Genomic DNA, 13,746 nt, shown 5'->3' on the forward strand with positions numbered 1-13,746 from the left:
TAACACTTGATGCAGATCAGTGTTACCTTAGTGGTAACAAGGTAACGTTACTACTAATGAAGAGTGAATAGGCCTTATGTCTGTGTTTTTTTCTCGAACGGCGGCAAACACCTTATATTTAGGGTTTATCTACGTTTATTTTGTTGTGGCCATTCTAAGCTTGGTCGAGAAACTATTTTTTTCGCTCGAGCTCATGCCTATTATTCCCTTTCCCTCCGGGCTTGTTGCGTTTGCTCTTGGTCTACTATTACTGGTATTGAAGCCCGTTACATTTCCGCAGAAAGCCAAACCATTAGGCTATGTGCTCATAGTGACAGGTTTGGCGCTGCTTGCCCATTTTCAGATCAATATTTGGGGTGAACCCAACACGCGTTGGTTATGGATACATGCGAACGGTTTTATTACTTCCTTAAATGCGCTTCTTGTTCTTTCGCTGCTGTGCGCAGTCACCATCAAAGTATTCAACACCGAAGAGCGCGCCCATGCAGGGAAGGTTGCTCGGCGGATTATGTTTGTCATGATTTTACTCGGCTTCGGCTTATGGCATTTAAGTGGCATAAAAAACGTTGAGCGTGAAACCATTAACGCAAAAAGCAAAGTACACCTGCTTGAAACCATGGTGAACCGAAATGTTGCCAAATATAGTGCTGCGCTAGGCCGCATAAAAGCACGTTTAGATATCATGAATGAAGATGATTTCCACAAGTTAATTGCTGTCGATTTTACAATCTACACAGCAGACTACGAAGCGATAGAGGGTCTCACCTTACTTAATACAGAACTAGAGCCTGTCAAAGCTACTCCATTTGCTGAGCGCTTTATTCAAAAGGGCATTCTTGACGATCCAGATGTACAAGCTTGGTTGCGCAGGCCTTCAGAAAGCATCAAGTACGGAACAACTGCTGCCACTTTAAGCGCTGATGTGCCTATCATCATGTTTTCTTTTTTTATTAATAAAAACTCAGAAGAGCGTTACCAGGTGCTCGCTTTATTAAATGTGGACCAACTCATTGATAGTGATTACTTGGGTTACCTAGACGCGTATGCTGCTTACGTTGAAATTAGCAAAAATATATACTTCTCTTTGAATGCGCAGAATAAGTTTTACCCCGATTTAAACGCTCTTATGGCTGAATATGATCACTTTATAGTGGAGCCCATTCAATTTATGAATCGGCTCAACTTTAAAATGTATACCTACATTGAAGATTATAGCGCGCTCAATAACGCTGCAAAAACAGAGCAAGGGATTATTTGGTTTACGCTCATTTTTGTGTTTATTTATACCTTTGCTACCGACTCCGTATATCTGTTACGCAAGCAGTCTGAAAAGCTGTATACCACGGCCCATTTTGACGACTTAACAGGGCTTATGCGTCGTGACGCACTCACGGAAAAAATTAAAGAGCTGCAGAAACAAAGAAAAACCACCGCCATTGTGTTTTTAAACCTCGACGGCTTTAGTGCTGTGAATAACAGTGTTGGCCATACCTTGGGCGACCAAGTGTTGGTGATGGTGGCACGGCGCCTTGAAGCCCACGCTGCTCGAGCCGAGGCAATTTCTCGATTTGGTAACGACGAGTTCTTATTACTGTACTGCGACATCAGCGAAGAAGACCTAATTGTGGAAGTGACGCAGGTCATGCAGGCCCTTGCCGAGATTTACCCCTTAGGCGAAGTCGATGTACACCTCACCGTAAGCGCAGGTATTGCTGTGTCTACGCAAGGCGAAGCGAATCATAAGCTTATTTTACAACAAGCCGACATTGCTATGGATTATGCCAAGCAACAGGGTGGAAACCAGCTTAGCTTTTATCGCAGTGCTATGGACGAGCGTCACCAACGTATGGTGGAAATTCGGGGTGCGTTACAAAAAGCCATCAATAACGGCGACATTGAGGTGTTTTATCAGCCGATACATGGGCTTTCTGATGGGCGCATTGCCGCGGTTGAAAGCTTAGCTCGGTGGAAAAATGACGACCGCTATATTTCACCGGCAGTGTTTATTCCTGTGGCTGAACAAACCGGGCAAATCCACCAAGTAGGCGAGCTTGTGTTAGAGCGCGCATTGAATGATATGCGGGACAACCCAGAGTTTGCTGATCTGGGCGTGTCTATTAACTTCTCGCCACAGCAGTTACAACAAACGGGCTTTGTTCGTAAGCTCAGTGCAAAAGTGCGTAATAAAGGGTTACTACCAGAGCAAATTACTGTGGAAATAACAGAAACCGTGATGTCGGAAAAAGGCTCCATTGAAGGCATATTAAAAGCCTTAATGGCCGAAGGCTTCAATGTGGCAATTGACGACTTTGGTACCGGTTTTTCCAGCTTGTCCTACTTGTCCCGCCAACCTGCAAACATTATAAAAATAGACAGGGAGTTCACCTTCGACACAGAAGTGCCGGGACAAAAACGCTCATTGCTTGAAGCTATTATTAAGGTGTGCATGGAGCTGGACAAAAGAGTGGTCATAGAAGGGGTGGAGCAAGAAGGGCTCATTCACTATTTACAAGGTATTGACGAAGTTTTCGTGCAAGGTTTTTACTTTTCAAAACCGCTGCCTTTAGCCGAGTTAAAAGCCTATGTGAATGCGCACAAGACAAGCTAACCTTGTGCGCATAAGGGGCCGTTATTTGCTGCTTAAGCTATGGTGAGCAAGCGCGGCTATAAGAGTAGCCGGCACAAAGCAGAGGAGAGATAAATAACCCACCCCGATCACCCCTAAGTCTGGCAAATGCACCAGAATAAGCCCACCCAGCCAAGTGGCGACCATAATCGACAGGTTAAACATACTCGACTGCACTGAAGTGGCAATTGCTTTACCTTCTGCTACCCGCTTACTAATAGCCGCTTGGTACATGGTGACTAAGGGGCCAAAGGCTAACCCCCAAAGGAAAAAGGCTGCGTGGGAAAGCCCTTGCACGTGCCCAAGGAAGGAAAGCACACCAATAGCCAGAGCGCCGCTGAATAACATACCCACAATCAGTTGTTGCAGATAACGGTCAATAATGTACGCCGACAGCAGCACAGACACAATTGAGCCGAGCCCAAAAATAAGCAGCGCAAAACTAATACCACCCCAAAAAGCAATGCGCTCGGTTAACAGAGCAATGTAGGTATAGGTGCTGTAATGGGCGACTACCGACAAAAAGGTGAGCAATAAAATAACCTGTATGGCAGGCAGCTTTAACATAGCCAAAGGAGAGTTTTCTCTGGTGAGCTTTTCTCCGGCCACCGGGGGTAAACATTTAGCCGAAAGCAGTGTAATCAGGGCGCTCAGTAAACCAAGGGCAATAAACGAGACCCGCCAGTCGAAGCTGGTCCCTAATACGGTCATAAGGGGCAGGCCTAAACTCACCCCAAAGGTATTGCCCGCCATAATAATGGTAATGGCTTTACCTTGTTGGTCTTTCGGTACCAAGCTCGAGCCATAGGCCGCTATCATGGGCCACATAATCCCGGCGCAAACTCCTCCTACAATACGCATGGCCACAATCAGGCTGTAGTTACTGCTAAAGCCGACCACCAAATTCGACACGCTAAAGCCCACTAACAGGGTGAGCAATAAAACTTTGCGATTCACCCAAAGCGTGGCACTAATAATAGGAATAGCGAATACGGCCGAGGCGAGAGCATACACGCCCACTAAAAAACCGACTTCGGCTTGTTCAACGCCTAAGCCTTCGGTCATTTCCAGCAAAATACCCGAAGGTAGTAACTCCGACAACAGACCAATAAAGGTTACGCTGGCCATGAGGCCAAATACAAACCACATGTACGGCGACGAAGTTGTTTTCAATGAAGGCTCCTGTTCACAAGCAATGAGGCGTTTATGCTAAGGTTTATTTATACTGAAAGTAAACCCTCTTTCAGGAAGAGTGTCCTTCACACTCCGCTGTTTAGCAAGGAGTAACACATGATCACCTGCGATCAGCATGACTATGTTGAAATTGCCTGCCTGTTTCAGTACCCCGTGCGGCTGCATATGCGCGCCGGTGAAGCCATCGAAGGCATTGCTGTGAATACTTGTTTGAATGAAGCACGGGAAGAGTGCATTGAGCTTAACCAGCATGGCCACCATCGCTTGGTGGCGCTCGACCAGGTAGCCAGTTTAGAAGTTCGCGTGGAAAACCCGCACTTTCAGCAAGTGTCGTTTCACAAACGCTTTTAGGTGAATAGCATCCAGAAGCCAAGCACCAACAGCAGGGCATTCATGACCGTAAGAAACCGTTCTTTGTTTAAGCGCTCGTTAATTGTCACACCTAACCAATTTCCAAGAAGCGACAAAGGAAAGAACAGCAGGGCGGTCCCCAGGGTGTTTAGTGACAATAAGTCAAAGCTCACAGCGCCCGCGAGCTTCAGTAAATTCATCAGGGCAAAAAACACAGCCGCAGTGGCTACAAATTTACTCGGCGCTAAGCCAATGGCGCTAAAGTAAATAAGAATAGGTGGCCCGCCCGCGTGGACCAAGCTACTGGTGATGCCTGACGTGGTGGACATGCCAAAGGCACCTAGCTTGTTCTTGAAAAAAGTCAGTTGAATATGCTTAAAGAGCAGGCTTTTTAACGCAAAAGCGATACAAATAATAGCAATTAGGGTACGCAGCAGGCTTGGGTTGACTGCATCAATAATCAGATAGGCAACCAGCACCCCCACCACAGCTCCAGGTAACAAAGGCATCAAGAGCTGCGTGTCCCACTTTTGCCAATAACTACGCACACTTAAAGCGTCGCCCATAATTAAAATAGGCAGCATTAAGGCAATGGCCTGTGGAGCAGGAAAGCTCAACATTAACAGGGGCACGGCGAACACGCCCAGGGCCCCTGCAAAGGCAGACTTCGAAATGCCGGTGAGCAACACCACACCGGCAATCAGAGCCAAACTCGTCGCATCCATGTTAACGAGCCGCTGGCAGTTCGAACCACAGGGCTTCTACGTCGGCCCCGGCTTTTACCTGCAGCACTTGGTTTGGGTCAATGGCAAAGGCATCGCCTGGACCAAAGGTGTCGTCTTCTGTGGTCAATTCGCCTTTAATTAAGTGCAAATAACCAATGCTTTCGTGCGACGCCAAGTGAAACACATCGCCTGTACTCAACATTAAACGCGACATACGCGCATTTTGCTGCATCGACAGCGTATTGCCTTCTCCGTCCGGCGTGACCAGTGGAGTTAACGGGTCCTCTTGCGGCAGGGTTTTCTGCGCATAGCTAGGCTGAGTACCTAAACGGTTGGGCTGAATCCAAATTTGAAAAAAATTCACCGGATCTGTTTGCGAGGCATTAAACTCCGAATGCATAATGCCGCTGCCGGCGCTCATACGCTGTACGTCACCCGCAGGAATAACATGTGCATTGCCTTCACTGTCTTCATGCTTTAATGCGCCTTCTATTACATAGGAAATAATTTCCATGTCACGGTGCCCATGGGTGCCAAAGCCTTGCCCAGGCATGACCATGTCGTCGTTAATCACTCGCAGTGCTGAAATACCCATGTGTTTCGGGTCGTAATAGTTACCAAAAGAAAAACTGTGCTTGCTGTTAAGCCAACCAAAGTTGGCCACGCCACGCTCATTCGCTCGTCGAATATATTTCATAGCTGAACTCCTTATGTTCGTTTAATGGAGTTACTTTAGCGTTCTTTGATTTTAATAAAAATTAGCAAATACAGCCCAAACCATTCGTTTAATCAGAATGGTTGCAGCGGTTACGCAGTTCATGAATAAAGCTGTGCCCGGCAGGCCCAAGGCTGTCTTCGTCTTTAAATACGAGGTACAGCTGCATGGTGCGTTTACTGTTGTGCTGCAAAGGCAAGGGTTTAAGCGTGCCTGCAGTCAGTTTCTCCTGTATAGCGCTAACAGGTAGCCACGCAAAGCCCAGCCCATTGCAAATCATGTCAATGGAGGTGCGTAAGTGGCTAACCGTCCAGCGCTGGTTAGCCCCTAGCCAGCCCGAGTCGCTGCGATTGGTCAGTGCCGAGTCCCGCACCACTAACTGGCGGTGGCTTTTTAGGTCTTGCTCGGTTAACTTGCGGCCTAACGCATGCAGCGCATGGTTTGGGTTGGCCACCGCTAAAAATTCGATGGTGCATAGCTGCTCGCAAAATCCTTCGGTAAACGCCAAGGGAGAAATAGCAAGGTCCACATCGGCATTGCTTATCAATTCGCTGGCGCCACTTAACACCGACTCCACCAGCTCGACTTGCAGCAATGGGTACTGCGAAGAAACCTGCTCGAGTACTTGGTACAACAAGGCCGGAGGAAACATTTCGTCGACAGCAATGCGTAAACTGGTTTCTGTGCCTTGCCCAAGAGACTGGCCAACAATTTCAAGTTTGGCCGCTTCGTCCAGTAAAAAGTTCGCGCGGCGCAGCATCAACTTGCCCGCCTCTGTAAGGTGTGTTGTTCTCCCTTCTACCTGAAATAGCTTCACATTCAGGCTGTTTTCAATTTTGCTCACCGCATTATGAATGCTCGACTGGCTTTTATGAATGCTTGCGGCCGCCTGGTTAAAGCCACCGTATTGCACCACAGCACGGAACATACGCCATTGCTCTAAGGTGACTCTAAGTATTTTTCCTTCAAGTAACTTAGCCATAAAAATTGCACCTCTTCACCGTTCGGGTTTGTGGAATAAAAAATAGGGTTTGTTCTAATTTACGTTCTGCTTTTAAGAACAGTAACACGATGCAAAAGGCTTAACCCAGTAAAGATATGGTCGATCCCACAAAAAAAACAAAAATTAAAGTGTGTGGAACATCAGTTATATATAACGAACCATGTAGATTTCTTGTTATATTACTTTGTGTTTTTGTAAGCTATTGCCTAATTTACATATAATAGCTCTTGGGGAGGCTCCGACTAGACGTTGTAACCCACAGCCGTGAGTTTCGTAGTGAACAAGGGCGTTTGCTCACATTGGTAAGGATACTTATTATGAAACCAATAAACCCAGGGGTGGGGCTCTCGGCTCGATCCTTACTCCATTTAACCACAGGGGTTGTTGCTGCGCTCTTTTTAGTAGCCTGCGGCGGCTCCGACTCGAAAGAAGAAGAAACACCCGACGTTTATACCGTCAGCACTGAAGTAAATATAGGGGGCACCTGGTCGCCCGCAGAGCGGTCGGTAGAGCATGGCGATACGGCTGCGTTCACCCTCACCTGGGACGCCACTGCTTTTCGCCTGTTAAATACGCAGGGCTGTGGAGGCAGCTTCAGTGAAGGCACGTACACCACAGGGGCTATTACCAGCGCCTGTACCGTGTCTGCTGAGTTTGAGGCAAATCAAGCGCCAACGGTGAATGCTGGCGAAGACATGACCGTCACGTCCGACGACACTGTCACCTTACAGGGAGACGCCAGCGACGACGTGGCCATTGCCAGCTGGTTGTGGGAACAAACAGCCGGGCCAAGTGTTACCTTAGCGAACGCAGACACGGCCACCGCCACCTTTGTGGCACCTGACGTAGACGAAAACACAAACCTTGAATTTCAGCTGACAGTTACCGACAGTGACGGTGCAACCGCCAGCGACACGGTAGTGGTCACTGTCGAGCCTAAAATTCTTGAGGTCACCGGGGTGGCTTTAGTCGCAAGCGATCAGCGCACCGTGGGTGACACCCTGAGCGTGTACCTGGACAGCGACGACGACTTTGAGAGTGCCACCTGGTCTGTGAGTAACCGAAGCACGGCCCAAGACGTGTCATTTACCCGTGTTAACGGAAACACCATCGAATTCACCATAGACGCCAGCGCCTATTACGATGTTACCGTTACTTCAGAGTCGGGCTTAAGTGAACAAACCCTGGCCATACTCACTACCAATATTCCCGAGCCAGACCCAGCAGCCCTTGAAGACTACGACGGCACCACCCCCGTAGACGAAGTGGTGAGTGTGGTCACCAACCAGTCGTGGGTGGTCAGCCGGGTACTCACAGAAGCGGAATTACGCGACCTGGTGGTGAACACCTATTCAGAGCTTCAACCAGGTGTGTACGACAGCACCCAAGGGTTGCTATTGGAATACAACGCCGACTCGTTATTGGCCCGCGAACAGCTTGAAATGCTGCGTTTGCAGCCCAGTGTGGCCAGTGTGCACCAGCGCGTGCATACGGGGGTAAACTCCGACATTTCCTTTGTTATAACCCTGCCCGACGACGGAGACACCTGGGGCGATGGGGGCAGTAACTGGCAACTAGAAGCCGAGGGCGCAAACTTTGTGGAAGCCTGGGAAACAACCACAGGCAACAGCAATATACGCGTGGCCATTATTGACAGTGGCTTCTACGCGAACCACGAAGAAATTGCCGGGCGCTTTAGCCATGTTCTGACCAATGGCCAGTCGGGCCACGGGAATGCGACAGCGGGCGCTATTGTGGGTGCAAGCGACAACGGGGTTGGTGTAACCGGTATGAACCATACCTCCCAAGCGGTGCTTTCGCGCTGGGGTATTCATAGCTACGTTGAAACCTTGGGACAAAACGACAGCAGTGAAGAGCACGCCATTAAAGTGGTAAACAACTCCTGGGGGCCTATGGGGAATAGCTCCGCCTCGGTGAACGCGGGTATTCTCTTTAGCCGTGCTTACCGTTTAATTGCGCTTTACAATAGCGACGTACTGCATGTGTGGGCCGCAGGTAACGACGGCACCAGTGCCACGTACCAAAATGGTGCCTTGCACTTAAACGACACAGGTAGCTACTCACCGCTGGACAACATTTTAGTGGTGGCCGCTCATGGTGCCGACGGTGTACTACTGCCATACAGTAACTATGGCACCACCGTCGACATTGCCGCACCCAGCGAGTATTTAGGTGTTGGGGCCGTGGTAGACGGCCAGTCGCAATACTATGTCAGCGACAATGACACCTATGGAAACTGCTATAGCGGTGGCTTTAATGGGACATCGGCAGCAGCGCCTGTTGTGTCGGGTGTGGCTTCACTTATTTACAGTATGTACCCAGGCTTTAGTGCCGCCGAGGTACGCAACATACTTATTGAAAGCGCCGACACCTTTATTACTCAGCGCCACGCTACGAGCGACAGCTGTACAGGCGGAGCACCGGAACTGGTGGACTTACCCAACCCCATTCCTGTGTTAAATGCAGCAAATGCGGTGAGCATGGCCCAAGACATTATTAATGGCCGTGTGACGGTGCAGCACACAGTGAGCAATCCGTTTATGCCAAGCTCAGACTTTATGGTAAGCAGCATCGACAGTAACTTAGAACTGCAAACCATAGCTTGGACACTGGAAAGCTTTGTGAATGGCGAAAGCTGGCAAGTGGTAGACTCAGGCTCTGGTGTGTTTGACATGGGTATGTTCAGCGGTAGCTTCGACCCGCAGTCGAACCAACACCGTATTACCCTTGACGTAGAGCTGCTCGACCAAACCAGCGAAACCCTGGTAACCGCAAGTCGCACCTATCCGTTTGCAGTCGGGCAGGTCACCTTTGTGGCCCGCGACACGGTTTCGCTGGCGCCAATAGCCGGGGCGGACCTAACCATTGCCTTTGAAAGTGGCTTGGTCAGTGACACCACCGGGCTAACCGACGAACAGGGCATGCAACACGCATGGTTTACGCCAGGCAGCTACACTGTGTTCGCCCAAGCCACCGACTACCAAGACAACGCGGTGAACTTTGTGGCCTCGGCCGACGACGTGCAGCAGGTGTTTGTGAATATGACCAGCTCCGACGCGGGCGCGGTCGGCTCCATTAGCGGTGTAGTGGTTGATCAAAATGACGTGCCCATTGCAGGGGCTTCTGTGCGTATTTCCGGTGGTGAGCTCACCAACGGATACTTCGCTTCAGCCGTGACCGACAGCAATGGTGAATACGTTATCTCGAACATCTCGAAAACAGCGGCGAATGGCCAGCCCATTGTGAGCTTCACCATGGAAGCAAGCGCCCCCATGCATGCCACCATAGTTAGGGAAGAAGTGATTGTGCTAGCAGGGCTTGATCGCACCGAAAACTTCCGCCTAAACGAAGTGGTGTACACGGAAGAAGAACTGTTCGTCGATAACTTCGAAGCAGGGGCAGGCGACTGGGAGGCCACCGGTATGTGGCATATAGAAGCCATGCCGGGGAACACCCTGTACAACCTGTTGGTCGAGCAAGGCTTCGTGCTGTTTGCACCCGACGAAGTAAGTGACTTTGCCTACTTACCACAAGCCTACCAAGGCGACCATGTGTGGTGGTATGGCGCCGCTGACACGGGCACCTTTATTGGGACGCAAAACCCGAACGACTCGCCACTCAGTGGTGGGCGCTCTACAACGTCGAACCAAGGAACGCTGACCTCGCCGGTGATAGACCTCACCACCGCCACCAACCCGCACCTTGACTTGCAAACCTGGTGGGAAATTGAGTCGGTCAACCCGAACAGCAGTGGCTTCGACCTGATGCGAATCCAAATTTCGCAAAATGGCGGCAGCTTCGTTACGGTGCGTACCCTGAACCCCTATGTGGACCCGAACGACTCAGAAAGAGCCGCCAAGCCTTTCTCGTCAGCAGGGTACAACCGCATGCCAGTGTGGGCCAACGAAACCCTCGACTTAAGCGAGTATGCAGGCAGTGAAATACAAGTACGCTTCATGTTTAACACGGTGGACAGTCTGTATAACGGTTTCCGAGGCTGGGTACTCGACAACTTCCGCCTCGTTGACATTAGCTACGACGAAGTGGAGCCCTCCATTGCCAGTGGTCGTGTGAAGGCCCGTATGTCCGACGCCTTCAAGAAACAGCACCGCTTACCTAAAGCACAGCCCGAGGTGTTACAACACGCCCCCGAGCGAGAGCAGGGAGGAAGCCTACAGTAAGGGAATGCTTTTCTAAGCAGTAAACACAAAGCCACTCAGCAAGGAGCTGTTGGGTGGCTTTTTTATGGCTATTACAGGTAGCTAATTCAACGCTTTAGAAGCGCAAGTTGTTGAAATTGATTTGTAAAATATGTATAAAGGCCGTTTTACGACCACACATATAACGGACAACGAATAACAATGAAAAAAATCGCCTTTTCTGTACTTTTAGCCGGTTTCATAACCCCCGCTTTTGCCACGACAGTGACCGACCAAGCTAAAAGCGCAGGCTTCACTCAATGCCTTGAAACCACAGAAACCCTTGCGAACTTCCTTGTAAAAGAACACGCACATGCTTCACACGACTTCTGGAACTCCGACAACGTAAACGAGCGCTTTTTTAACTCGCTTATTGTCAAAGACTACTCCGACGGTGACAGCCATATTTCTTTGACCATTGTGCCCCGAGAGAACAAATGCGACTGGTCGTACACAGAAACCTTCACCGTGGAACAGCCTTGCCAAGTCGTTCGGGAAGAAATGTTCAGTGAAATGTCCTATGGCGGCTCCATGAACAAAACCAGCTTAATGCTGCACAAAGACAACGACCTGTACTATTACCTAACCCCCTCAGAGTCAGGCAAAGCTTGCCTGGTGACCAAGCGCGAGATTTTTTATCAGGGGTAGGTGTCGAAGTATAAATTCGTTTGATCGAGCTGATGACACGCTTCCGCGAGCAACAAGAGAGCAGTTCTACTGATGAAGTTAGTCTTTAAATCAAAATTGATGGCACTCCTTAAAGTCAGTATAAAGGAAGGTAAAATATGATTTTAAAGCTAAACCAGAATTAAAATAGTAATCGATAAATTACAGCCCAAATACATGCATAACCGAAGGTCAAAGCTTTTTGACTAAAGTAGCTGCACAGGCGAGACTAGGCGTTTTAAATTTGGGGGAAAGGTCAGTAGAGCCCGAAAAACAGATATAGACTTAAGCAACGTGGTAATGAGCCACTACCGCCTATCAAAAATTCGTCAGCAAGATATAAAGCTTGAAGATGAATCCGACGGATATGAACTAGAGCCAGGCGACGCACACCAAAACCAAATGATGCAGTTGTTAAGCGACCCGAAACGATCGCATAACTTCATGCTAACCATATTTGATTTGTTATTTCATGCAGAAAGGCCACAGCGTTGACGTATTCGCCCACACCAATTGCAAGTGTATGGGCGAATTACCAGTGAGTGCGTTACGCAACAAACCTGAAACATCAAATAGAACAGGCACGTTATCTGCTTGATAATTAGCCATAGCCTCGCTAACATCAATGGTTACAATTTATTAACACGCATGCCTGTTATATTAGATATACGTGCATGCACACTTACACTTCAGCTTTATACGCGTGAAGGTGATTAAAAGTCACGGCCTGAAAGGCTTTGCAGCTGTTTGGTTTGTTGGATATACCAAGCATGCTTAGTATATAAATGTTAGCGTAAATAGATAAGGAGGATGCATGGAAGTAAATGCAACAATTGAACTCAGTGATGAGGATCAGCAAGAGCTAGCCCGAATTCTAAATTGCTCGATAGACGATATTTCAGATTCCCTTTCATCGTATTCATCAGCTGCGCTGAGGGAATATGTTTCCATGTTTTTGGGGCAGAAGATATTCAGGCGTGGATCTGATATCAACGAATATCGACTATTTCTCCTGATAACAAATGTGTTCGAGAACAGGATCCCGGACGAACAAGAGGTTTGCCGACTCTTTCAAACGAGCGCTACAGAAAGTCGAGCATTGATTCGGGCAGTAATGTCCAAATTTCAATATCAACTACGTGGCGCCATCGATAATTCAATACGAAGAGCATTAGAGTCTGCTCAGCAAGAGGGGAATACTGGTCCCTATGTGGTAACAATCAACAGCCAAAATGTTGTCGAAGAGCTCAATAGGGCGCTTGCATCAATAGATGGAACACTTCAGCAAATAAAGAAAAAGCGAGGTAGTGTGTCCACTTTTGAAATATCCCCTGCCGCATACGCCAGACTGACGGAAAAATTTATTCCTAATGAATGAGCTTCTTACCGCAGCAAGTGTTCTTTTGGCCATAACAGGCGTCCTGTATGCGCTTTGGCATGATGATATTGTTAACGCAATAGCTAAGGTTATGCCGCAGCATAAGGAAGACCGAGGAGAGTTCGACAAAAATCTTAAGTCAGTATTATGGTCCCGTGCGATACCACTATTACTGGCTACACTATGCATAATGCTGGTTTATCTTCCGCCGAGCATCGGTATTATTGCATCGTCTTTTAAGGGTTACTGCTCTCTCGGATTCGAAAACTTTCAGAACTATGACCCGATTGCTACGTCGTTTGTCTTGGTAGAGGTTTTCACTTCAGTTTTAGCCGTTCAGAGTATTGTGTATGTTTGGAAGCTTATGTCCAAATTACGGGCGAGCAATCGCTAACAAATTGCTGCACGCGGATAAATTACTCGCTACGCTCGCAATTTACCGGTGAGCAAAGCGTTAGTTTGCCCACCAACCTCAATCAACCGTTACGAAATAGTTGCTTCTGATGTAAAACTCGCATGACGCGAATTGCTGAGCTAAGTATCTACATGGGATTCCTAACCCTCGGCATTGTTGCTTTGCTTTTGTTGATAGTTTATTGAGTTTATAGCGGTTCATGCTAGGTTATACATGACAACGATGCGAAATGAACCAACAAAAGCTGAAACTATGGACCGCTTACTGCTCATTATTATCTCTATATTTTTACCACCACTGGCTGTGCTGCTTAAAAAAGGGTTAGGTAAAGACTTTCTTATAAATCTGGTGCTTTCCCTTATATTTTTAGTGCCTGGGATTATCCACGCACTTTGGGTGGTGACAAATCCAGACTACTAAAAATAGGGCAGGGGCCTATCCTAGTAAACACGG

General features: G+C 48.3%; 11 protein-coding genes. 7 read left to right on the plus strand and 4 right to left on the minus strand.

Annotation, left to right across the window (positions count from 1 at the left end; genetic code table 11):
• Positions 1–76: 76 nt before the first annotated feature.
• Positions 77–2,608 carry a putative bifunctional diguanylate cyclase/phosphodiesterase gene (locus tag CWE15_RS02875; RefSeq protein WP_126756528.1) on the plus strand — a complete coding sequence of 844 codons (2,532 nt, stop codon included), beginning with the start codon at positions 77–79 and terminating at the stop codon, positions 2,606–2,608.
• Positions 2,609–2,629: 21 nt separating this feature from the next.
• Here the strand turns inward: CWE15_RS02875 and CWE15_RS02880 are convergent, their stop codons facing one another.
• The gene (locus CWE15_RS02880) at positions 2,630–3,799 is read right to left on the minus strand and encodes an MFS transporter (protein ID WP_198674962.1); all 1,170 of its coding nucleotides are present in this window, start codon (positions 3,797–3,799) and stop codon (positions 2,630–2,632) included.
• Between the two features lie 117 nt (positions 3,800–3,916).
• Here CWE15_RS02880 and CWE15_RS02885 point away from each other — a divergent pair, with 117 nt between their 5' ends.
• Positions 3,917–4,171: a Rho-binding antiterminator gene (locus CWE15_RS02885; protein WP_126756529.1), complete on the plus strand. Its 255-nt coding sequence runs from the start codon at positions 3,917–3,919 to the stop codon at positions 4,169–4,171.
• On the opposite strand, the gene CWE15_RS02890 is transcribed toward CWE15_RS02885, so the two are convergent.
• The 3 genes from CWE15_RS02890 to CWE15_RS02900 form a co-directional block, all read right to left on the minus strand.
• Entirely contained in the window at positions 4,168–4,896 is a 729-nt protein-coding gene (locus CWE15_RS02890; protein WP_126756530.1) for a sulfite exporter TauE/SafE family protein, read from the minus strand. The genes CWE15_RS02885 and CWE15_RS02890 overlap by 4 nt on opposite strands.
• Before the next feature lies 1 nt (position 4,897).
• The gene (locus CWE15_RS02895) at positions 4,898–5,593 is read right to left on the minus strand and encodes a pirin family protein (protein ID WP_126756531.1); all 696 of its coding nucleotides are present in this window, start codon (positions 5,591–5,593) and stop codon (positions 4,898–4,900) included.
• 88 nt (positions 5,594–5,681) lie between these two features.
• The gene (locus CWE15_RS02900; RefSeq protein WP_126756860.1) at positions 5,682–6,569 is read right to left on the minus strand and encodes a LysR family transcriptional regulator; all 888 of its coding nucleotides are present in this window, start codon (positions 6,567–6,569) and stop codon (positions 5,682–5,684) included.
• 362 nt (positions 6,570–6,931) lie between these two features.
• Between CWE15_RS02900 and CWE15_RS02905 the strand changes: the two genes are divergently transcribed.
• From CWE15_RS02905 to CWE15_RS02925, 5 genes are all read left to right on the plus strand, one after another.
• Positions 6,932–10,816 (plus strand): S8 family serine peptidase, encoded by a 3,885-nt coding sequence (locus CWE15_RS02905; RefSeq protein WP_126756532.1) that lies wholly within the window; start codon positions 6,932–6,934, stop codon positions 10,814–10,816.
• A 180-nt stretch (positions 10,817–10,996) separates the two neighbouring features.
• On the plus strand, positions 10,997–11,482 hold the full coding sequence (locus CWE15_RS02910; protein ID WP_126756533.1) for a hypothetical protein: 486 nt from the start codon (positions 10,997–10,999) through the stop codon (positions 11,480–11,482).
• A 318-nt stretch (positions 11,483–11,800) separates the two neighbouring features.
• Positions 11,801–11,995, plus strand: a complete 195-nt coding sequence (locus tag CWE15_RS02915; protein WP_126756534.1) for a hypothetical protein — start codon at positions 11,801–11,803, stop codon at positions 11,993–11,995.
• 319 nt (positions 11,996–12,314) lie between these two features.
• Positions 12,315–12,878, plus strand: a complete 564-nt coding sequence (locus CWE15_RS02920) for a hypothetical protein (protein ID WP_126756535.1) — start codon at positions 12,315–12,317, stop codon at positions 12,876–12,878.
• 628 nt (positions 12,879–13,506) lie between these two features.
• The gene (locus CWE15_RS02925; protein ID WP_420807746.1) at positions 13,507–13,713 is read left to right on the plus strand and encodes a YqaE/Pmp3 family membrane protein; all 207 of its coding nucleotides are present in this window, start codon (positions 13,507–13,509) and stop codon (positions 13,711–13,713) included.
• The last annotated feature ends 33 nt before the right edge of the window (positions 13,714–13,746 follow it).

It is taken from the genome of Aliidiomarina taiwanensis, assembly GCF_003987015.1.
Lineage (GTDB): Bacteria > Pseudomonadota > Gammaproteobacteria > Enterobacterales > Alteromonadaceae > Aliidiomarina > Aliidiomarina taiwanensis.

Excerpts from the sequence above, each read along its gene's own strand:
- CWE15_RS02875 (WP_126756528.1), top strand. The coding sequence starts at position 77 with ATGTCTGTGTTTTTTTCTCGAACGGCGGCAAACACCTTATATTTAGGG.
- CWE15_RS02885 (WP_126756529.1), top strand. The coding sequence starts at position 3,917 with ATGATCACCTGCGATCAGCATGACTATGTTGAAATTGCCTGCCTGTTT.
- CWE15_RS02890 (WP_126756530.1), bottom strand. The coding sequence starts at position 4,896 with ATGGATGCGACGAGTTTGGCTCTGATTGCCGGTGTGGTGTTGCTCACC.
- CWE15_RS02895 (WP_126756531.1), bottom strand. The coding sequence starts at position 5,593 with ATGAAATATATTCGACGAGCGAATGAGCGTGGCGTGGCCAACTTTGGT.
- CWE15_RS02905 (WP_126756532.1), top strand. The coding sequence starts at position 6,932 with ATGAAACCAATAAACCCAGGGGTGGGGCTCTCGGCTCGATCCTTACTC.
- CWE15_RS02910 (WP_126756533.1), top strand. The coding sequence starts at position 10,997 with ATGAAAAAAATCGCCTTTTCTGTACTTTTAGCCGGTTTCATAACCCCC.
- CWE15_RS02915 (WP_126756534.1), top strand. The coding sequence starts at position 11,801 with ATGAGCCACTACCGCCTATCAAAAATTCGTCAGCAAGATATAAAGCTT.
- CWE15_RS02920 (WP_126756535.1), top strand. The coding sequence starts at position 12,315 with ATGGAAGTAAATGCAACAATTGAACTCAGTGATGAGGATCAGCAAGAG.
- CWE15_RS02925 (WP_420807746.1), top strand. The coding sequence starts at position 13,507 with ATGACAACGATGCGAAATGAACCAACAAAAGCTGAAACTATGGACCGC.